The sequence below is a fragment of the Endozoicomonas sp. ISHI1 genome (assembly GCF_024606225.1).
Classification (GTDB): domain Bacteria; phylum Pseudomonadota; class Gammaproteobacteria; order Pseudomonadales; family Endozoicomonadaceae; genus Endozoicomonas_A.
This window is the reverse complement of the sequence record NZ_JAGRPU010000009.1, coordinates 11,757-34,605: the sequence shown is the minus strand read 5'-3', so window position 1 is coordinate 34,605 and position 22,849 is coordinate 11,757. Positions and strand designations below refer to the sequence as shown.

Sequence of the window (22,849 nt, the reverse complement as noted above, 5' to 3'; positions counted from 1 at the left end):
GTGACAATAGGCTTCTTGTTCAGAGCCTGCAACGTCGAAGCTGGGCACCGTAGTTTGAAGCTCGACTGTCGACTTTTTTAGCCGTATTCAACAGCCAGGGCTTTTTCTTGTGACTCCCACGCTTATAGCCACCCCAACCCTCATGATAATTCAGGTAGAGCAAATCAGCACGCCATAGAGAGACACCATTAATACGACGGGTCTTGTTGGTATACCAGCCAATAAAATCAATGGCATCCTCAAAATCATCCCGCCCCCTGAACCAGCCACCGTTCTCTTTCAGGTACATTTCCCAGGTGCCATCCTGGGCCTGGGCATAGCCGTAGGCTGATGAATTTCTGGGCAATGGAATAAACAGGAACCAGGGTCTGGGGGGTCTGACATCATGACGATAAGAGGATTCCTGATACATGATAGCCATCATGATCTGAATGGGAGTCCCCCATTTTTCATTGGCTTTTTTAGCGTGTCGATACCAACTACGCTTTTCTTTGAAAATACTGCATAAGTTATGGGGATTGGCAGGCGGTGTTGTGCTGGCACAGCCGGTCAGAAAAAGAAATCCTGTTATCATTATGATCAGTGCCAGTCCCCGTTTCACGTATCAGACTCCCCATTGCTGCATCAAAACAATAAACTCATCTTCTGTAACGACACGAACACCAAGATTTTGAGCCTTGGTCAGCTTCGAGCCCGCTTTTTCTCCAGCCAGGAGCGCCGTGGTTTTTGCTGAGACAGAGCCGGTAACTTTGGCGCCCACTTTCTGTAATACGGCCTTGCCTTCATCCCGGGTCATAGTGTGCAGGGTTCCTGTCAGCACCCAAACCTCACCTTGTAAGGGTTGATCCACATCCTCTTCCTGTCCGGTGTCTTCATCCCAGTGCACGCCAACTTTCAGCAGTTCATCCATCACTTCAAGATTATGCTCCTGCTTGAAAAACGTTTCTATATGAGCAGCAACGACAGGACCGACATCATCCACTTCCTGTAACTGCTCGACCGTCGCTGACTTGATCGCCTCAAGATCACGATAATGAGCCACCAGACTCTGAGCAGTCGCTTCACCTACCTCACGAATGCCCAGTCCGTAGATAAATCTGGCCAGCGTCGTTTTCTGGCTGGCCTTCAAGGCATTGACCAGATTGGTGGCTGATTTTTTGCCCATTCGCTCAAGGGATGCAATAGGCTCTGCTCCGAGTTTGTAAAGGTCAGCCACAGTATTCACAAGACCTTTCTCGACAAACTGATCCACCAGCTTATCACCCAGGCCATCAATATCCATGGCTTTCCTTGAAGCAAAGTGTTTGATGGCCTCCTTACGCTGGGCCGAACAATAAAGACCACCAGTGCAGCGAGCTGCTGCTTCGTCTTCATCTCTTTCAACGTCTGAATGGCACACCGGGCAGCGCTCAGGCAATTCAATATCTCTGGCATCAGCTGGTCTTCGGTCGGGAATAGCCCGAACCACCTTTGGAATCACGTCCCCAGCCCGGTGAATCACAACGGTATCACCTATTTTCAGACCCAGACGTGCCACCTCGTCCATATTATGGAGGGTTGCATTGCTGACGGTGACCCCACCCACAAAGACCGGCTCGAGACGGGCAACCGGCGTAATGGCACCTGTTCTGCCCACCTGGAACTCCACATCTTTCAAAAGGGTCATTTCTTCCCGGGCAGGAAACTTATGGGCAACGGCCCATCGGGGAGCACGAGCTACAAAACCCAGTTGCTCCTGCAGGGCCAGACGGTTGACCTTATAAACAATACCATCAATTTCGTAGGGCAAAGCTTCGCGCTTCTCACTCATTCTGGAAAAGTATTCAGCACAGGCAGCAGCCCCTTTAACTACCCGCAGCTCCGGATTGACCCGCAGGCCCCAGGTTTTAAAACGCTCAAGAATATCCGCATGCCTGTCAGGCAACTCACCCCCTTCAACCACACCGGCACTGTAACAGTAAATATCCAGAGGTCTTTTCGCCGTTATTTTCGAGTCAAGCTGTCTCAGACTGCCCGCTGCTGCATTGCGGGGATTAACGAACACTTTTTCATCCCGGGCTTTAGCTCTCTTATTCAGCCTTTCAAAACCTTCCTTGGGCATAAAGATTTCACCACGAACTTCCAGACGATCAGGCCAACCTTCACCCAGCAATTTCAGAGGAATAGTAGCAATGGTGCGAACATTCAGAGTGATATCTTCGCCAGTCGTACCATCCCCACGGGTAGCACCTCGCATCAGCGCCCCCTTCTCGTATAAAAGGCTGACCGCAATCCCATCCAGTTTGGGTTCGCAGGCATATTCTACTGCTGAATCGGTGCCCAAACGCTCACGGACTCTGCGGTCAAAGTCATTGAGATCGTCTTCGTTAAACGCGTTATCCAGCGACAGCATGGGCAGTTCATGACGAATCTGGCCAAACACTTTCAGGGGGGCAGCACCCACTCGCTGGGTGGGTGATTCAGGTGTAATCAGCTCGGGAAAATCCGCTTCGATGGACTTCAGCTGCTGCATCAGCCGATCATAACTGGCATCGGCAATGATCGGATCGTCCAGAACATAGTAACGATAGTTATGATCATTGATCTGCTCTCGCAGCCCTTGAGCTTGCTGTTGAGCTTCCTTAAGAGAGAGGGTAGTTTGGGTCATGATTCTGTTACTTAAACGGTCCTGAGTGATTCTAAACCGCCTTGAGCCTGTACACTGAAGCCCCCGATAGACCGGGGGAGGATAAAAATTAATGAGAGGTAGAGATGGATCAGTCAGCCAGCTTCTGGGTTAACTGTTTTCTTTCGAAATCGCGAATACGCTGACGATAATGCTCCAGTGTCTGTTGCGTCAGTACACTGAAGTGTTCGTCTTTTAGTTCTCCACCCAAATCCAGCGCCAACTGTCGTACAGTTTCTTCCATCAGCATAAACGCCTTGAGTGGCTCACGGGGTCCGGGCAATCCCATAAAAACACTGACAGCCGGTGTATCAGTCGATTCCAGTTTACCAATATCAAAAGTGCCCGGCTCTACCCCATTTGCCATGCTGAACAGGATCTGTCCGGTTCCATCCTTGTTGGCATAACGGTGAAAGATCGACATATCGCCGTAGCGCATGCCTGAAGCCATCAGACTCTGGAGCAACCTTGCGCCGTCAAAGTTTTCACCACCTTTTGCCAGCAGATTGATCACCAGGATTTCACTGGCTGCAGGACGGTCTGCAAGCTTTTCCTGATTGACAGAACGGTGACTTTTCTCAGTTCTTGCGGGCTTGGTCTTTGCAAATGTGGGGGGTACAGCGGCCTGGGGTTCTTCAACAAACTCAGACTTAAAAGTAAAACTTTCCTGCACGGGTGCAGGTTCTTCAACACCGGAAACAGGCTCTTTTACTCTGGATCCGGGCTCGACAGAAGGCACTTCCGGTACTTCATCAACCTGAGTCAGAACCGGTAAGGGCTCTGATTTTTCCTGAACTTCCGGAGCCTCAACAGACGGTTTCTCTGCGGGTGTCTCTTGCACCGGCCTGGCAGGCGCCATAATTTCTGACCCAAGGCTGGATATTTCCGGTTCGATCCGCTCCCTCACAGAAACATGGGTTGACTCTTCTGAACGCACCCAGTTCTTCACTGTTTCCAACTTCTGGGGGGGAGCCTCTGACCTTCTGGCTCCACCATTGGGCAATTCACTGCCAAACTCGTCTTCATTTCCTTTTACATCTTCAAGACCGAAAGACAGTTCTGATGCTCTTTTTCTAGCCAGACGCATACGGCGGTATCCATCAGCCAGAACGCCAATAATGACGACGATTCCGATTACTACCAACCAATCTCGTAAACTCATGTCCATGCCGCCTGTTTACCCGGTGGGTTGTTGCCGCCTGAAAACCAACAACCCGAAAACGCAAAAAAGTCTGAAATTTATAAATCAGTGAAATGTACTACCATGTTACAACAAAACAATATGTATTCAGACCATTGTTTATGATTATTGATGAAACACGTTTTTAATCTTCACTTTCATAACACTGTCCGACAACCGCCAGAATCAGGTAAGTCAAGCATCCTGACCTACAAGTCTATTTTGGCGAGTATTTATTGTCCCTTCAAGCGCAAACCACGGATATCATTAACAAAGTTCGATAAATAGTGATAACTTTTTTCAGTCGCCTGTGCAACTGTACAAACCGTTTAATCTCAGGTTACACAAAAACAGACTTCTTATACTGAACAACGAATAAAAACTAACCGTTCAATAAGAAAAAGTTCAGAGTTCTGCCATAGCTGCGGCCTCTTCCACATCCACAGATACGGGTCTGGAGACACCGGGCTCCTGCATCGTTACACCCACTAGTTGATTCGCTGCCTGCATGGCAATTTTGTTATGGGTGATGTAGATAAACTGAACCTTGTCACTCATTTCTGAAACCATTTTGGCGTACCGGCCTACATTAGCATCATCCAATGGTGCATCCACCTCATCAAGCATGCAGAAGGGTGAAGGATTCAACTGAAAGATGGCAAATACCAGGGCAATCGCCGTCAGCGCCTTTTCACCACCAGACAGCAGATGGATAGTACTGTTCTTCTTGCCCGGCGGTTGCGCCATGATAGCTACCCCGGTATCCAGGAGATCTTCGCCGGTCAACTGCAGATAAGCGCGGCCACCTCCGAAGACTCTGGGGAACAGTTCCTGCAAACCGGAATTCACCTTCTCAAACGTCACTTTGAAACGCTGACGGGTCTCCCGGTCGATTTTGCGGATAGCATTTTCCAGGGTCTCCAGAGCGGACTCCAGATCATCGTTCTGCGCATCCAGGTAGGTTTTTCGTTCCGACTGGGTTTCGTACTCTTCTATCGCTGCCAGATTGATGGCCCCCAGTCTTTCAATCCGTGCCTGTAATCTTTCCAGTTCCTGTTCCCAGACTTTCTCGCTGGCGTCTTCCGGCATATTGGCCAGAACGGTATCCAGATCAAACTGGTCTTCCCGCAATTGATCAGACAGGGTCGTGCGCCGGACCTGCATGCCCTGCCAGTCCATCCTTAACTTCTCAAGTCTTGAGCGGGCAGTCTGGGCTTTTTGCTCGGCGGACTGCCGACTCTTTTCCATTTGCTGCAGTCGTTGTTCAACGTCCTCCAGCTCGCTGCGAGCCTTCTGCATCGCTTCGTCTTCTTCCAACCTTCTGGCCAGCAGAATCTCCAACTGTTCTTGCAATTCTCCTTCAGGAGAATGGGACTCCGACAGTGACGTCTGAAGCAGCTCCCGGCGTTCCCTCAGTTTGGTGGATTGCTGACTGAGTCGCTCGATAGCCGCTCGCAGAGATTCCACCTGACTGTTGATGGTTTGCTGCCTCAAGGCCAGCTGATGTAGACGATCCTTATCCTGACGGGAACTCTGCCGCAACTGTTCCAGCTTTTCTCTGCCCTTCTCTCTTTTCTCCAGCAGATCTTCTTTGAGACCGCTGTCCATTTCCATTCGATCCAGAGCCTCCTGAAGTCGCAGGCGGGACTCTCCGATACTTTCCTGTTCAGCCTGACTTAACTCCTGACATTCAGCAATTTCTTGCTGAAGTCGAATTCGCCTTTCCGAAAACTGCTCAAGCCTGACTTTTCTGGCACCGAGATCCGCTCTCACCTCACCCTGGGTTCGGTTGAGTTCAGTAATCTGTTGTTGAGTCTGCTGTCGGTGGGTTTCCAATTGCTCAGCCTGAATCCTGGCGTTGGCCAAACGTTCTTCAACCTGCTGACTGAGCGCTTCCAACGTTTCCATTCGGCTGCCAAGCTGTTCAAGCTCTTGCTGACGGGCCAGAACACCGGAATGATTATCCGTTTCGCGACAGACCCGAAGCCAGTTTCCGGATAGCCAAATCCCCTCTTTTGTGACGATGGATTCGTGAGCCTGCAGAGCGGTTCGGGCAGATAAAGCCGCTTCCAGCGAATCTGTGACATAAATGCCTGCCAGTAACCCCTTGGCTTCACTGCCTGACTGTACTTTGCCAGCCAGAGCGTGAAGCGCTCCTCTGGCCTCTTCAGAAACCTGATGAGCGGAAGCATCCAGTAAAACCGCTGCGCCTTGCTCCAGAGAATCCAATAACCCTGCAACAGGATCCAGATCATCAACACAAAGTGCTTGCAAGCTGTCTCCGAGAACGGTTTCAACAGCCAGTTCCCAGCCTGACTCCACTTGCAGTTTCTCGGCTAGCCTGGGTGCAGATGCCAGTCCATGCTGCTCCAGCCAGACCATGACCCCGGTATCCTGTCCCATAGCAGCCTGCTGAAGGGCCTCCAGAGAAGCGTGACGCCCTCTGATCATACTCAGTTCATTGCGATGGCTGTCACGATCTTCCTGTAACTGATCAAATTGAACACGGTTTTCTTCAATGTCAGAGGTGACTTGTTCCAGTTTCAGCTCGTGATTTTCGCGGGTCAGCTCCAGCTCGGTCAGCTTTTCGGAAAGCAGCTCCATCTCTTCAATGTCTTCGCCACCACCAAGACTGCTGCTTTCTTCTCGCAGACGCCGTTCACGCTCATGGAGACGATCCAGTACGGCTTCAGCATGTTGAATTCGGGACTGCTCCACTTCAGCTGCTTTCTGAGGCTCGTGGGAGCGCTGATTAAACTGTTCCCATTCCTGCTGCAAACGATGCACTTCCTCTTCCACCCGGGCAAGAGAGTCACCGGATTGGTATTCCTGCTCCTGAAGCATCTCCAGCTCAGGTTCAATCTGCAGTTTTTCTTCTTCCAGAATTTCCAGCTGAGACTGATCCTCAGCCATCTGTTCACGGGCTTCCTGCCAGCTTTGTTCAAGCTGCTGCAGGTCATGACTCAGTTCTTTGGCCCGCTCTTCCTTATGGCGAAGCGTCTGCTCAATCCGGGTGATTTCATTGCCCGTGCCATAGTATTTGGCCTGGGTTTCATGGAAGTAGTCACTCAACTCCATCTGCTGGGCGCGGTCTTTTTCCATTCCGGCATCGGAGGAGCGCTGCTCACTGACGGCCGCTTCCAGCTGGACTTCCAGCTCGGAAATCACATGTTCCTGATTCCTGACCTTTTCATCGATGCCCCGCCAACGCAAGGCCTGAAGCTGGGCTTTTTTCAGTCGTTCATCGGCTTTGTATTCTTTGTATTTTTCTGCCGCTTCGGCCTGTCTCTGCAAATGCCCGAGACGACGCCCCAGCTCTTCTCGCAGGTCGGTCAGTCGTTCCAGGTTTTCATTGGTTCGGCGAATGCGGTTTTCTGTTTCACGGCGGCGCTCCTTGTACTTGGAGATACCAGCCGCTTCCTCAATAAAGACTCTGAGTTCTTCCGGCTTGGACTCAATCAGCGTGGAGACGATGCCCTGACTGATGATGGAGTAACTTCGCGGCCCTAGACCGGTGCCGAGAAAGATATCCATCACATCTTTACGGCGACACTTGTTACCATTGAGGAAATAAAAATTCTTGGCTTCCGAGGTCAGCATCCTGCGCACAGAAATCTCGCTGTAGGCAGCAAACTCGCCAGTGACCCGACCTTCGTTATTATCAAAGATCAACTCTACCGTCGCCTTTGCTGAAGGCTTACGGCTATTGGAGCCCTTGAAGATAACGTCTGTCATGGACTCACCACGCAGGTGCTTGGCAGAAGACTCCCCCATGACCCAACGTACGGCGTCGATAATATTGGACTTGCCGCAGCCATTAGGACCTACAACACCGCACATATTGGAGGGAAAATGAACCGTTGTGGGATCCACAAAGGATTTGAAACCGGCCAGTTTGATCGATTTAAGACGCATCTTTTCCTTAATTCGTAGCTATCAGGACCACAGCTGCCTGGTTATCAGTAGGTAACAACTCTCTACGAGTGTACACAGATTGTGCCCATGAGGAAAAGTCGTCGTTACCGAAAGCTTTGACCGTCAACCTTATGGCCAGTTCAGTCTGTCTGCTGTGACAGGGCAATCAACCCTGTGCAGGTTGTTGAGACCAGTACATTTCTTATGGCACCCTGCCTTCAATGATGCGTTGTAACCGCTCTGCGTTACTGTGAAAGTTATTTCTTCTCTCCGATGCCAGCATGTTATTCAGTGCCCGCCGGGCACCTTGCGAGTGACTTGCCCCGGTGTCCTGAATAATGCGCTGTACACGTTCTGCATTATTCCAAAGCCCGCAACACAGCTCTTCTACCAGCTGGTTACTCAGTGCCATCTCGGCTCCGAACGTCAGCCTTACCCCGGCGCCCCGAATAATGTCTCGTAAACGTTCTGCATCACTCAACGACCTTCTATTCAGGAACGCTATCAGCTTGAAACTCAGTTGCCGGTCAACTTCGTGCATCAGCCGTGTCCCGGTATCCTGAATAATGCGTTGTAAATTGTCTGCTTTCTCCCACATCTCGTCATCCACAGCCTCTATCAGCATCCTGCTCAGCACCATCTGGGCGCGTTCCGACAGCCTTGCCCCGGCATTCTGAATAGTGAGGTATAAAAGCTCTGCTTCATCCCAAGCGTCATTACTTATGGCCAGTAACAGCTGATTACTCAGTTCCCGCAACCGTGTTGTCCCGATGCCCCGGGCAGCAAGTTGTTGCAGCTCCTGAGGAGGGAGGGTACTAAGCTGTCTTTCCCGGTTTGTTGTTCTCTCTGCTCTTTGGGTAGCAGCAGCGAAAAAATGACTGCCAGGCATTTCCCGGATGGTCTACCAAGTGCCATCATGCCCATGATAATGATACTTGAGTAATTGCATTCCAACGAGGCTGTGTGCTTCTCTGTAATATGGATCTGGATTATAATCATCATCAGTAAGCCGGCTATCTGGCTTTTGATGAAGGTCTATAAGGTAGACTCTTTTTAGAGCACCTCTTAAAAAAACATCTTTAGAATCCTCTGTCACAAAAAAACTACTATTCTCACCGCTCCAGGAAACACCTGCATCAGGTTCCAATAGATACCTGGAACAAGGGGAAATACGAGCTAACACAACGGATAGATGTTCATAATTACATTGTGCTTCACCACTTAAAATGTAATCAAATAGCTTTTTCGCTTTATCTACAGACCAGTTGACTGAATTAGGTCCATTTAAGTAAGGCATATCAGAGAAAAATGATCTATGCATCTCTAAACGATGTCTATCAATACGAGATAATTTTCCCACCAAGTAACCACATATATGAGGAGGGAGCGGCAATGTCAATGACATTTTTGGCTGGGTAAATATCCCATGGCTAGCTAAAACATAGGGTGGTTTGGACAACCATTGATTATCAATATCTGAATAAAACAAATGATTAACACCGAGTTTTTCTAAACGATTAGCCAATTCGGTTTTGTTTTCAGAATTCGCCTTATCTATACAAAAGCATATAGTCTTTTTAATATTTTGAGACACAACAAGTCTAATGGAATCCATAAAACAAACGCTCATACATGAAGCGTATTCCCCTAATTGAACGGGAAATTTCAGCTGCAGGTCTGTTTCCATGGAGAGGCATAATATATTATCGTGATTATTCAGTTCAGCCTTCATCTGTTCAATTTGAGACTCTGTAAGATTCATATCTGAAAAAACTATAAGCAGCGGGATATCACTTTCAGCGAGTTTGGTTCCTTCTTCTAATATTCTTTGAACATAATTAATTCCCGCAAGTTTATCAGGATTATTTAAGCCATTAAATATGGTGGTACCATGGAGTGCCGCCCATGTGTGAAAAACCGGACATGGAGGACATACCTTCAGATCCATAGCAGCGGCTTTCTCTAATGAAGCAATACCCGAAAACTTTAAACTTTCAGCCATATTTATCCAGGACTCTTCATCAATTGAATCAAAATAAGTTGGATCCAAATTGAAGACTATATTTTTTGCAAGCTGGATGTAATAAGTATCCTCATCGTTTTCGGTCGGAACCAAAGCAACACATCTTGATGAAAGCTCCTTATTCTCAACATTATTTTCTGCGCGTCCTACTGTGTTTGGAAGATACTTCCTATCATCAGCTCTATTTTTGAACAGTCTGTCCGCTTCCGTTTCGGAGTGTGGTGGGGGATATATCCCTGGAAACAGGTTCGGATTAACTGCTTGATCCATGTCCTTATTCCTTTTTCATTAATCATTCATTTTTATTCCAAAGTGCGAACGAGTCATATACGCACACTGCAAGCCATTAAGTTTGGCTTTTACACGTAACTCTCCGTCATCTCATAGATCAACCCTATTTGATTTTCTGAGCGACAGATTTCAGTGATCCACTAGATGACCTTGTCGAGTAATTTGGCGACAAGGATTTTTTCTGATTGACTCACAAGCAAACAGAATCCAGCTTCACTTTGCTTTTCCTTTGCTTCCTCTGTTTCGTCGGGTACTCTGCCAGCAATGATGCGTTGTAATCAATCTACGAGATTGTGTAAGTCCTACTGTGCCTCTTCGATTTCCCGCTGGGCGTCGTCCATCAGACTGGTCTCGGAAACATCAATAATGCGTTGTAAACGAGCTCTGTCATAAGAACAATCATATGTCCGTCTCATTACCAGCATGTTATTCAGTTCCTGCCTGGCGTCGTCCGTCAGACTTGCCCTGGCATCCCGAATAATGCGTAGCAATCGATCCGCATCATGCCAATTCCTCTTGTTCGCGCTATCTATCAGCATGTTGCTCAGTACCTCCCGGGCGTCCTCCATCAGGCGGGTCTCAGTGTCCCGAATCATACCCAGTAAACGACCTACACTATTCCAATCCCAGCGTTTCCGGGCCTCAACCAGCATGTTACCCAGTACCTGCCGGGGTTCGTTCGTGAGACTTACCTTGGCATCCCGAATAATGCGTACTAAACGATCTGCGTCATTCCAATCCCTATTAATCAGGGCCTCTGTCAGCTCATAACTCAGTTCTTCGCGGCCTTCTTGCATCCCCCTTACCACAGTCCCCTGATCACTGAGTGGTTGTGGTCCTTGAGGAAGCAGGGTATCAATCTGCCTTGCCGGATTTGTTGTTGTCTCTGTTCTTTGGGTAGTCGCAGCGAAGGCACTGGCAGAAGCCGTTTGTGAGGAACGGGTATCCGCAGGCTCGTTATAGGAATCGGGTAAGTCCTTCTGTGCCTTTTCGATTTCCCGCTGGGCGTCGTCCATCAGACTGGTCTCGGAATTCTCAATAATGCGTCGTAAACGAGCTCTGTCATAAGAAGAATAATATTTCCGGCTATTTACCAGCATGTTATTCAGTTCCTGCCTGACGTCGTCCGTCAGACTTGCCCTGGCATCCCGGATAATACCTAGCAAACGATCCGCATCACGCCAATTCCTCATTTTCGCGCTGTCTATCAGCATGTTGCTCAGTACCTCCCGGTCGTCGTCCATCAGACGAGTCCCAGTGTCCTGAATCATGCCCAGTAAATGATTTACACTAACCCAATCCCAACGTTTCCGGGCCTCTATCAGCATGTTACCCAATACCAGCCGGGGTTCGTTCGTGAGGCTTACCTTGGCATCCCCAATAATGCGTACTAAACGATCTGTTTCACCCCAATCGCTATTAAGCAGGGCTTCTGTCAGCTCATAACTCAGTTCTTTGGGGTCTTCTTGCATCCCCGTTGCCCCAGTGCCCTGATCACTGGATTCAGGAGCCAATATTACTGTTAACTCAGGCAAGTCTTCTCTACATAGCGGGCAGGTTGACCTTTCCTCAAGTGGAGTATGTTGAAACAACCGCTGCATACAATCTCTGTGAATTTTATTGTTACAACATGGAATGAGAGTCACACCTCTGCCAAACACGTGCTGACATATACAGCACCTGCCGCCCGCTTCAGCAGGCTGGCTGTTTTGAGAATGATTAACTGAGTTACCTGAATTATTTATGCTATCCATTATTAAAACTTCCCTGAAAATTTGTTTAAACCGAATGATTTGACCACCAGTCTTCAGGAAAGTTCCATGTCGGCCTGCCCGTGGGAGAGCATCAAACTCCTCCTTTGAGAACAGATAGTTCCGGATCTCATTTAAATACAAGATCTGGAGAACAACCACGATGAAGAAACTACCGCTCGCATCCAAAACAATAATGTGTGCAGCCTGTTAGCAGGCTGTGTCACTGAGCGATCGTGACATGTGTGCATTTCAACAATGACTGCAGGAGCGCCAGACTTTGTACTTATTTACTCTGGCGAGTGAAAAGAGAATGAAACCTTTTTGATTTTCTGAGTTACCCCTTTCAGTGTTCCGCTGGTTGACCTTGTCGGGCAGGTTGGCGGCAAGGATTTTTTTGATTGACTACACGAGCAAACGGAATCCAGCTTCACTGTGCTTTTTGTGCTTTTCCTCCGTTTCGTCGGATACTCTGCCCTCAATAATTCGCTGTAATCGCTCTGCGTTATTGTGAAAATTATTCCTTACCTCCCATGCCAGCATGTTATTCAGTGTCTGCTCGGCTTCTTCCGTTCGCGTTGTCCCGGTATCCTGAATAGTAAGTTGTACTCGATCTGCGCTATCCCAACGGTTATTTACGTCCAGACCGGAGAGTCGCTTGCACTTATTGCTTGAATCTGGCCCTCCGGCTACCCTATTTAGGCGTAAATTTATTGATGTGGTTTAGCTTCAGGTAGTGCAGGTGCGGCAGAATCATTATTAATTGATTCTTGTGCGGTAGAATCAATATTAACTGATTCCTGTGCGGTAGAATTAATATCAATTGATTCCTGTGCGGCAGGATCAATATTAATTGATTCCTGTGCGATAGAATCACTATTAATTGATCCTTGACTTTCTTCTATTTCAATCTGCTCTTCCGGGCAAGATCTCAATATCTTAATAATATTAATTTGATTGTGTGTATCATTATTGCTAGGAGTATAAACAGTTTCATTAAACTGATTTTCACTTATTACAGAATAAGGGTAAGGTTTATATTTTTTTTGAAAATGCACTAAAAAACTTTTCGCTTCAAGTTTATTTGTTTCTTTTGGGATGGCTTCACCTGAATCGCTTTCTTTACTTTCATATCTGGCAGTTAAAACATTGTAATCTCTAAAAACAATAATTCCATTTGAGACAAACAAGGCATTAGCTTTCATTGGCTGTCTTAAGTGCTCATATTGATAATAAATTTCATATTGGCATGAAATATTGAACGGTTCCCGATCAAAAGCACCTAATCTCACACTATCAGCTAAAGCTGTGACCGTTAAGAAATAGGTAGCGATTAGAAGGTTATTTGGTTGCATGTCATAGCCTTTTGAGTTAGGAAAACAAATAAAGACTATGACAGTCTAAAATAAATTTTTTGTTTTCCTATATCTAATATCAAAATAAATTTTTTGCTTTATATAACTGATAATAATACTGCTGCTTTTACGGCTAACGAGCCTTTAGAAAAACCATCTCTAAGGCGTACGCCCGGCATGGTCATCAACCTGTGGGTGAAAGTCCCCTGTGGGTCTGCCAGCATCGGATCTTGCGCCTGGCCAACCGATGATATCCACTCGCTTAAGGCAAGTGCAATCCCGTGAGGGGTTTTGCGCAGGCAGTCAGACCGCAAAAGTTCGAGCCGACGGAGACTGGGAGTCCCTCAGAATTGGTATTGAGTCATAACAGTGATCCGCTTGCTGTCCTTGTCGAAAGGGTTACATTATCAGACATAACCCAGCTTCACTTTGCGCTTCCTCCATTTCATCCGGTACATTGGCGCTGTTGATGCGCTCTAATCGCTCCTGGTCATCAATAGAGTTTTTGCTTTTATCCGTTGTCAGCATTTGAAACAGTAACTGCAGTACTTTTTGCGACCGACACGCGCGGATGCCCTGAATAATGCATTGCAAACGATCCGCGTTATCCCAATCCCTGCGATTCAGGGCTTCTATCAGCTTGTTATTCAGCTTCTTCATGAGTTCGTGCGTCGGCTCAGCCCCGATGCCCTGAATAATACGTTTTAAACGACCTGCTTCAGCCCAGGTACCACTATCCAGAACCTCTATAAGCTTGTTACTCAGTTCCCGCCGGGCTCGTTCCACCAGCATCACCCCAGTGTTCTGAATACTAAGCTGTATACCTTCTGCTTTATCCCAGTCGTTATTTTTTAAGGCTGATACCAGCTCATAACTCATTACCCACCGGGATTTTGGCGTCTGCATTGTCCCGGTTCCCTGCATACTGTGTTGTGATTGCGATAGATCAGGCAGATCCACCCTGCATACCGGACAGGCTGTTCTTGCTCCTAGTGGAGTATTTGCAAAAAGCCTCTGGAGACAGTCTCTGTCCATTTCATTCCAACAACAGGGAGTGACAGCAGTCACCGACCTGCATAGATCTAAACATATAGGGCATACCCCACCTGCTTGAGCAGGTTGGCTGCCTGGAAAATAGAAAGCCGGGTTTGAGCTTATCATAATAAATCCTCCATGACTTTTTTGATCAGATAAAGAGCGAACAAGTCATGCGCGCGCTCTGCAAGCCATTTTTTACAGGCTTGGTCATGCCTGCAAAAGACTGCCTTGATTCTGAATTCTCCTGACAAGCCAAGGCATAACAGGGCATGTTTACACTGTACTTATTTACTTAGATAGCAATTAATTAATTTTGTTCCCGATTGTTTTATTCCGAATTGTTATCTTCCTGTGAGAAATGCTTTCAAGTGCAGCCCTGATGTCGGCTTGCGTTCTGGCTCATTTTTGTTCCCGGTAAGTAGTATCAAGACAAATGACCCAGCCACCTTCTTCAGGAACCATCCAGTCGACGATCATTCTGGCAATACCGTCAAGCCTCATACCACTTCTGATGAAGAAGCTTGAGACGTTTTCGCCTGAAATCGATCTCAGGGCAGTGTCCCACGATATGGACAACGCGAGGGAGCTTGACCAAACCCATCTGAATGAGACCAATAAAAATTATCAGCACAATAAGGCCAGGACGGTATTGGTGCCAACCAAGGAGGGATTGTTCTGACCGAAATCTTTGTCTCGAAATTATCCCCTATAAAGTGCGATCGCCTAATGGAATATTCAAGGACGGTGGTTATCAGAAAAAAATACTATCGGGGTTTACACCAACGACTCATAAATCGAATCCAAATCAACGCTGCTTACAAACTCTTCGGCAATGTTTGTCAGCTCATCGGATTTGAGCACCAGAGCATTACTGGCGTTGTGAGCCTGCCGTAAGTGGGTGTCCTTAATAGAATTTTCAAAATTGGAAGAGCTAACAATTGCAGACATCATGGCATACAGTTCTTCTGGTGAGGATGGATCATGAGCGCCGCAGTATTTACCGATGTTATCTTTAGGCCCGACTTTAGCACCGGCCCAACAGTACGTTAAGCAACCACCTTTCGAGTGTGTCACTTTATACATATAGTGACTGAAGGCCTGCTTGATCGCTTGCTTGCATTTTTTTCTTAAATCATCCGAAAAGTGTAACTCGTCATATGACAGCTTAGAGGACTTACAAATGTCTCTGTACCTCTTTTGGATGTCAAATCTTTCTTCTTCATATTGATCTTTCCGAGTTTTATTTTTCCAACCACTCGTCGCGACATCACTGTATTCTCTTGCCAATGCTTTCAAAGCATTTTCACGTTGATTGACTACCGCATCATATCGTTTGATTTTTTCTAATGACTGCTTATTCAGGTCCGAACTGTGCTCAAGCAGACGTTGATACAGGGCTTCAGCCTTTTCATCAATCGTTGTGATGTGCCAGGAAGGTTGCCCCAGGATAATGACTGGACGGTGATTCGCCTTGCCCGGGATTAACTGTGAGAACGCAGGCTGGCGCAACAGCATTCGTTCTATATTCGGAATTCCCTCAGGTTCGTATGTCCAGGCAGTCTGCATAGATGAATCGACCATGTTATATTCAAGGCGTGACGAAAAGCCATCATGACAATGTGTGATAAACAAGGCATAATCTGCTCTCTCCTGAAAGCCTTTATAAGTATACAGCCATCGCTGGCTATTTTTTTCCCTGGACAAATAGGTCGTGTACCACATTTTAAGGCAACGTGCGGCTTCAACCTTCAGTTCATCAACATCTTCCAGACGCAACAATAGCTTATGATGTTCAACTTTCCCCTCCGTTTCAAAGGATCGTACCGGCACTGGATCCAGCCAGCCGGATTTCAGAGCCTCCAGGGCAAACTGAATAACTGAAGACTTTGCTAAGTCACTCCAAGCCAATATATACACCATTGAATTCAACCAATCTTCAGAACTTGCATCCCCATGAAAAATCATTTTTGAATGGAGTACCTTGAGTGGTTGAGTGACCTGGTTTTCATCATTGCTGGACAATATTTTTTTTACTGCCTCCGACATCGGTTTATTGCCGATGCCTATATCTCCGGCCAGATCACTCAGTTCATGGATCAATGCTTTTGTCTCTAGCGACTCGATCATTGAGACGCCCATGAGAAAACCGGTTAAATCTTTTCGCTTCCAGAGTTTCAATACCGTTTCGTAAGTGCCTGGATTGATTGTTGGCAATACACTGCCTGCCTCAAGGGCTTTGTCCAGTTTCCTGAGGTTGATACCACTGGCCTCAGCCAGAGCTTGCTGTTGTCCTAAGTCAGCACCTTTCAGGTGATTCTTAATCATCCTGGTCTCAGTACTGGAAGCACTGACCTTTCTGGTAGGCTGGAATTTTGGTGTAATTTCTTTTTCCCGTACTGGCGCTCCGCCCAAATCCACTGACTCCCAGGTGTGGCCTCCATCTCCGGAATACTCGGCAAAGCTGTGGCTTGAGCTATCAATTTGCCGGGATGGAATACCAAAATAACGACACATAGCAATAAAAACAGGCACACGATGACGACAGCTACCTTTCAGCCTTGTTACCAGGAATTGAAAGAAATTCTCGCCGAGCTTTGGTTTAGCATCACCGGAAAACGCCCGACAATAGTCCGTGATCGCCTTAATTTGTTGCTCCGTGTCTTTAGCATCTTTTATAGACTGCAAAAGCCCCCGTACTTTGGTCGGGTGTTCTTCAATGGTCTTAAACACTTTGTCCAGTACTGTTTTCATGCCTTCTGAACAGACGGCGTCAAACCATGTTGACCGTTCTGGGCGGGTTCCTTTTGCAGGTGTTTTTTCGTCAGGTTTTCTGGATTCTACGATATAAGTAACTTCAATATTTTGTTTGCCTTTGACCTCTGGAATGGACAGTGTATGAAGCCCGGTGTATCGGTCCCTGACCAGGGTAAAATCCGGTTCTACAGGTTGCATGAAGAAGCTCATTGCCCGGCTGCTCCATGTCAAATCTTCTATACGCAGGGCCACGATATAGTCGTCAGGCGTCAGGCTGGGCAATGCATATTGACCATCGTCTGATGACGCTTTGAAGGTTGCCAGCGTTTGATCGCTGGCCAATGTCACTTCCTTATCACGCCCTGGTAACCGATCCGGTACGAGGCTTTCAACCCCCAGAATGGGTTTGGCATCAAGAGCGATCTCTTTGATATCCCCCTTGGCAGTCACATAAATATCCTTTGCCGACCAGCGATACATACCGGGAGGATGGTTCTGCGTATTAAAAATTTGGCAACTGTTATGTTTTGGCATCTTCTGAAGCTCATAGTCCGTTCTCTGATCCAATGCCGGAGCTTGTTTCTCGCAGACTTGCGGGCTGTATTTTTCAGAATCATCAACCCAATGGTTTGGCAGACTCCTGATCTGATGCCAAAACGCAGGCCGCTGCTGAACGGCATGGGCGTCCCATGCCGCTTCCCATGTCGCTATCCTCTTATCAACCTCTCGAAGATAAGGCTGGTTAGCCGGTATTTTCAGCGTTTGTTTCTCTTCTTCCGTCATTGGAAATAAGCGCTTGGCGTCCACGCCCGTCTGGCCAAACTTACGATTAAACCAGCTTTGCTGCCAACATCGGTAGAGAGCCCGGGTGAAAATATCGTCCGATTGATCCGGCTTCAGGGGCAGATCGAATGCCAGCCACCGGGCCTGTGCCACCATTTTGATCATTTCCGTCTTGGCTTCCTCGTCACTCAGACGAGTCTTAATACTTATTTCATGGCGTTTTTCATCAACACTGTTGAGATCACTGCGTCGTATCAACCACGGACGATCAATGTCCGATACTGTCTGGTTTAACCAATTGCAAAGTCCGGAATCAGGCTTACTGTTCCCCATGACAAGAGCCGAAGACTCTGGCAGTGCCTCCAACGATACCCCGGCAGCCATCAGATAAAGCCGGTAGTGCTGATTAAGGCATTGATGCAGTCCGTCTTCGGTAAAATCACCCCCTCGGATGACGGCCCTGGCCACATTCTGTAAATCAAGACTGGTGGGCTGTAACGGCAGTTTTTTCCGTTGCAGCTCAGCTCTTAAACGACAATGTATCTGAGTCAGTTTTTCAGCCACGGTTTTCCCCTGCAGGGTCTGTGGTAACACTTTCTCGGCAATGGTCTGCAATTCTGCCGGGCTGTACTGCCGGATAGGCAAATGTCGGAAACGCCCTTTCAGTGCCGGTGATAAGGGTTTTCGTCCGCTGCACTCCCGTGGGTTGATGGTGGCAAACAGGTGGAATCCGGGATGGGCGTCACCGGCCAGAATGTCGTTCAGCTCACCTTCCAGATGCTGGCTGTCGATCAGATTCATTTCTGAAATAACCACGATGCCACCATGCACTTTTGCCGTCTGGATCTTTTCGCACACTTTCTCCCAGGAACAATCACAGGCATTCAGGGGAAAGACCTCTGGCATGGTTTCTCCCCGTTGCTCAGCCTGCTGTTTGACGCTTTCAATCACCAGATTGAGAGTGGCATCCTTACCCCGTCCAGCCGGACCTTCAATCAGAGTCGCCTGACGACCGTCGTGTTTTCTGTCGAGATGATAAGCTTGCTGACAGCGACTTAAATCCTGTCCAAGCCGTTGCACCAGCTCCTGGACTGCCGATCCGGAGGTATCAAAGTCAGGTCGGGTTTGTTTGGTGAATGTTTTGAAGGCCTGCTGCATAAGCTTCAGGGTGGTCTGGTTATGAACCTTGTTACTCAGGGTGTTGTCCGATTGGTAACGGGCAGCAAACCAGATTTCCAGTGCTGTCTGCGCATCCTGATGAGTTTCGCTGATTTCGAGACCCAGCACATCCCGAAAACTTTGTTGGATCAAACCGTTCATTTGTTTATTGTTAACACTGTCGTTTACATGCAGTGCACAATCCAGACACCAACCCACCCAACTGCAGATATCCGTTAAATCCCTGGGGGTAAAATCGTGCTCTGGCAACAGCTCCTGATAATATTGCCAGAGTGTCATCACACTTTCGGTGGCACTTTTTGCAATTTTATTGACTTGATCGTCTGGCAGATGCCGTTGTAACTGTCTGATCAGAGCCGGTTCCACTACCCTGTCCCGAAGGAAAGCCCGGTCCAGGCGAGGGTAGTAAGCTCTGGGCAGTTTCTCTTTCAGGGTCGGGTCCAGCTGGCGCCCGGCGTAATGATCCGGGTTACCGGTGAGAATCACCCGATGTTTTGAGCTGACCTTGACAGGATGACCATTCACATAGATGCAGGGTTCCGGTTCCCATAAGCCGTTTAATGACGCCAGCAATCCGGTTTTAGCCAGGTTGGCTTCATCCAGAACCAGGGTTACATATTCACCGTCTCTGTCGTGTGTTGCTTTGGTCCATTCCATCAGCATCCGGTTTTGCTGCTCCATAGAGCGGTCACCATCGGCGTGGTCTTGCCACTGCCAGCGTTTCATCAGAGTCTGTTCGCTGTCAGAAGGTCCAAGGGACATCACCGAAACCTGTCCTGAAGCCTCTGCCACCCTGGCCGAAAAGTAACTTTTGCCGGTGCCGGTTTCTCCCTGCAGGAATAGAACGGGTGAGTCCACAAGCCGGTCATGGAGTCGGGATAAGCGACGGCTTTCACGATCCTTCTGATTCATCGAGCCGTGATAAAGATCCTGAGCCAGTGCCAACAAAGGCTTATCAGCGGAGCCCTGCCATGTCAGTGATTCAGACAGTCTACCTTCCATACGTTCAATGGCTGCTGCGTCAGAATTTGCTGTTCTGGCAATATGAAAACAATCGGTAGCCAGAGCGTGAATGGCCTCAGATCGGGTCTGCCCTGGTAGCAAAGGTAGCTGCCAACCAGAAGCCAGTGCATCTTGCAAACGCTTGATCTGTCTTGATGGTCTGATGTCTAACTGTTGATATGGCTCTGTTTCCGATGGATTCACTGCCAACTGATACGCCATTGACTCTCGTTGTTTTTCAGGCGCATGGGCCACGATCATGGCACAGAGCCTGTCCAGAGATTTTTTTTCAGCCTCACATGAAAATGGACTTTCATAAGACAGTTGCAGTTCAGTGTCCTTAAAGACTGCCGGTTCAAAGGCTCTGGCCAGTGGCCACAGGTTCTGCTTCACAAACGCTCTATCCAGCCTCAGGGCACTATTAATGATGTCATTTAACCGATCCGGGTCTACCGAGGCAGTTTGATTCTCATCCGGCTTTCGATGGGCCCCCGGCGTTTTATGAGCATCCGGCAGTAAATGCCAACAAACCACTTTCATAAAATCCCGCACTGACGGGTTCTGCCGGGTGCTATGGGTGATGACGCTATTGACAGCCTTGCGCCAGTGGCGAGGCAGAAACTGCGGGGACTGGTCAACCTGTTGTGCTCGCCGGGCAGCCAGTATCAGGTTATTCAGCAATCCTTCGGTCATTTCAGGCAGAGGGTTACAAAGGTGACGAGGTACGGTTCTAAACGCTTCGTAAAGTTGCTGAAGTGCCTGTTCGGGCAGTTCAGTTCGGGGGATATCATGCCTGGCCCCATTGATATCCCAGATATCGACCTCGGGACAGGGTTCAGCCCTGGCAACCAGTGAACTGAATACCGGAGACGGGCTTTTCGCAGACTCAGTCCAGAGTAGGGCAACATGTGCTTGTGGGTAGGCTTGTAATTGGCCATTCACCAACAGAGGCTGCCCGACAGCCAGAGGTTCCAAAAGCTGCTGAAGGTCTGGATTACTCTCGAGCCCCCGCAATACAACCGGCTTGCCAGAGGTTAAGGCCTCCTGCAACTCACTTGGACACCGTCCAAAATGCGCCTTTTGTTCCGAGGTGATATGGATATTATCAAACAGCTGACTGAGGCTGGTCTGTTCATTGACTTGAATCACCAGAGGTGTTTTCTGATCATTGATCCAATGACTGGCCTGGGCAGATTGCTGATACGTGACGGTATTAAAGGCAGCGTGACCTTTTATTGAGTGCTCATGGCTTTTCGTCAACCCCAGGGCTTTCGGCTGTCCTTTTGTGTGAGTCACCCGCAGCCGGGGCTCCAGACCGGTAGACTTGCGAATCGTCTGCAGCGAACCCAGTAGACAAAACCAGAGTGCCTCAGTGAGGGGAGATGTTACGGTGACGACACCACCCGCCCGAACTTGTTCCAACAGACAGTTGTTAGGAACGGCATGACCTTCCGGGGCAATGGCAATCGGGTTCAGCCATTGGGTAATATTACTCTGGTTAATGATGATTGGGTCTCCTGGCGCTATACCGGAGCAGGACAAGCTTTGGAACAGTGAATGAAGCTCGTCCTTCCCTAACGGCATTTGATAAAACTGAACATTGTCGGGTAACTGCCGGAGCTTCCCATTGCTCTCAAAACTCTTCTGCGCCAGCATCTGTCGAATCGTCTGCTCAAAGGCCAAATCCTGCCAGTTGGCGCCTTTCAGAATCACCCGTTGTCCTGCCCTCAATGTTTCAAGCTTGCCGGGGAGGTGCTGGATTCGTCCCTGTTTATCAACACCGGGACCGCCCAGCAGCAAATGTCGCCAGTTACTGTGCAGGTGGCAGTCAATAAGAACGGTATTGTCGTCATCCATAGCGCTTTCCATAGCGCTTTCGTCAGAGGAAAGTTCAGCCAATACCGGAGGAACCTCATTGACCTCCATCGATGAGTCATCGCTGGTCTGTGCATCAAACTGCCAGGTATTGCCCGGTCGGTTAATTCGCCGCCAGAAATCTGCACCCGGTGCATCGACGGCCCGCCCAACCGATGCCAACTGTTCAGGGTTTGCCAGAACCAACAGATCAACGTGCTCACCCAGGGAGCGTTTCTTCTGGCTGATTTTGTCGTATAAGCAGGGATTATCCGGGTCCAGCAGATCGTTAAATTTTGGCAGTTCCTCACTGGTGAGTTTGCGGATATCCATCACCAGAGTGAGTGGCTTTGAACCTTCAAACAGCTTGCCCGAACGGAGAACGTTGCGACCCTCTTCAGAAATGCTCAACCGGCTCACCAGATTAGCCTGTGAAAGGTCGTCGGGATGGGAGATAAGGGTGACGTCGCGATTTCCGTCGCCGGTCCGGGCCACCAGCAGCTGTCGCACCTCATCATCACTGGAAACAAAACGGAAATCGAAGGAATGGGAGACCCTGGCGAGCAGGGACTCTGTTGAGGATACGGTTCTCGTTTTGTCAGGAAAGATCATCGGGGCTGATGATTTATTGAGTTTGGAGGCGATACCAGAGCAGGCCTTTGTAATCTTTGACGGTAAATCCTGCTCTGTTCTATTGGCTGGCACACCGCTATCAGGCACGTCACTAACAGCTACGCCACTGAAAGGAACGGGGTTGTTTTTTTGCACACTAATACGACTATCCATAGTCAAACTCCCTACTGCCTTCTGAAGGATTAAATTGAGACTGATTAATTATTTGACCGCCAGATAGGACACTAGCAGCCTGTCGGACTTAAGGCTGTCCTACTGCGGTTGCAATAAATTGGTCTAAAAATTCCTGCTTCTTCGTCAAATAGCTCGCTATTCTCCTCAGAAGCAGAAATTTTTATCCTCAATTTCTTGCAATCCTCGCTACGGACGCTTAAGTCCGACAGGCTGCTAGTTTCGCTTAAACAGCTAGCCGTAACGATTGAAGGA

At 48.4% G+C, this 22,849-nt stretch carries 10 protein-coding genes; all 10 read right to left on the bottom strand.

The window, feature by feature from the left end:
• Positions 1–19: 19 nt before the first annotated feature.
• Positions 20–601 (bottom strand): hypothetical protein, encoded by a 582-nt coding sequence (locus KBW69_RS07885; protein ID WP_257280543.1) that lies wholly within the window; start codon positions 599–601, stop codon positions 20–22.
• A 3-nt stretch (positions 602–604) separates the two neighbouring features.
• Positions 605–2,647, bottom strand: coding sequence for an NAD-dependent DNA ligase LigA (gene ligA / locus KBW69_RS07880; protein WP_257276283.1), 2,043 nt, complete (start codon positions 2,645–2,647; stop codon positions 605–607).
• 109 nt (positions 2,648–2,756) lie between these two features.
• Positions 2,757–3,827: a cell division protein ZipA gene (gene zipA / locus KBW69_RS07875; RefSeq protein WP_257280542.1), complete on the bottom strand. Its 1,071-nt coding sequence runs from the start codon at positions 3,825–3,827 to the stop codon at positions 2,757–2,759.
• A gap of 423 nt (positions 3,828–4,250) precedes the next feature.
• Positions 4,251–7,760: a chromosome segregation protein SMC gene (smc, locus tag KBW69_RS07870; protein WP_257280541.1), complete on the bottom strand. Its 3,510-nt coding sequence runs from the start codon at positions 7,758–7,760 to the stop codon at positions 4,251–4,253.
• 202 nt (positions 7,761–7,962) lie between these two features.
• Positions 7,963–8,649 (bottom strand): hypothetical protein, encoded by a 687-nt coding sequence (locus tag KBW69_RS07865; RefSeq protein WP_257280540.1) that lies wholly within the window; start codon positions 8,647–8,649, stop codon positions 7,963–7,965.
• Positions 8,650–8,661: 12 nt separating this feature from the next.
• Positions 8,662–10,053: a hypothetical protein gene (locus tag KBW69_RS07860; RefSeq protein WP_257280539.1), complete on the bottom strand. Its 1,392-nt coding sequence runs from the start codon at positions 10,051–10,053 to the stop codon at positions 8,662–8,664.
• Positions 10,054–10,376: 323 nt separating this feature from the next.
• Positions 10,377–11,675: a hypothetical protein gene (locus KBW69_RS07855; protein ID WP_257280538.1), complete on the bottom strand. Its 1,299-nt coding sequence runs from the start codon at positions 11,673–11,675 to the stop codon at positions 10,377–10,379.
• Positions 11,676–12,535: 860 nt separating this feature from the next.
• Positions 12,536–13,180, bottom strand: a complete 645-nt coding sequence (locus KBW69_RS07850; RefSeq protein WP_257280537.1) for a hypothetical protein — start codon at positions 13,178–13,180, stop codon at positions 12,536–12,538.
• Between the two features lie 399 nt (positions 13,181–13,579).
• Positions 13,580–14,086: a hypothetical protein gene (locus KBW69_RS07845; protein ID WP_257280536.1), complete on the bottom strand. Its 507-nt coding sequence runs from the start codon at positions 14,084–14,086 to the stop codon at positions 13,580–13,582.
• A 906-nt stretch (positions 14,087–14,992) separates the two neighbouring features.
• Positions 14,993–22,576: an AAA family ATPase gene (locus KBW69_RS07840; protein WP_257280535.1), complete on the bottom strand. Its 7,584-nt coding sequence runs from the start codon at positions 22,574–22,576 to the stop codon at positions 14,993–14,995.
• Positions 22,577–22,849: the final 273 nt, after the last annotated feature.

Coding starts and splice junctions, on each gene's coding strand:
- ligA (WP_257276283.1), bottom strand. CDS start 2,647: ATGACCCAAACTACCCTCTCTCTTAAGGAAGCTCAACAGCAAGCTCAA.
- KBW69_RS07865 (WP_257280540.1), bottom strand. CDS start 8,649: ATGCCTGGCAGTCATTTTTTCGCTGCTGCTACCCAAAGAGCAGAGAGA.
- KBW69_RS07855 (WP_257280538.1), bottom strand. CDS start 11,675: ATGCAGCGGTTGTTTCAACATACTCCACTTGAGGAAAGGTCAACCTGC.
- smc (WP_257280541.1), bottom strand. CDS start 7,760: ATGCGTCTTAAATCGATCAAACTGGCCGGTTTCAAATCCTTTGTGGAT.
- KBW69_RS07845 (WP_257280536.1), bottom strand. CDS start 14,086: ATGCAGACGCCAAAATCCCGGTGGGTAATGAGTTATGAGCTGGTATCA.
- zipA (WP_257280542.1), bottom strand. CDS start 3,827: ATGAGTTTACGAGATTGGTTGGTAGTAATCGGAATCGTCGTCATTATT.
- KBW69_RS07840 (WP_257280535.1), bottom strand. CDS start 22,576: ATGGATAGTCGTATTAGTGTGCAAAAAAACAACCCCGTTCCTTTCAGT.
- KBW69_RS07860 (WP_257280539.1), bottom strand. CDS start 10,053: ATGGATCAAGCAGTTAATCCGAACCTGTTTCCAGGGATATATCCCCCA.
- KBW69_RS07850 (WP_257280537.1), bottom strand. CDS start 13,180: ATGCAACCAAATAACCTTCTAATCGCTACCTATTTCTTAACGGTCACA.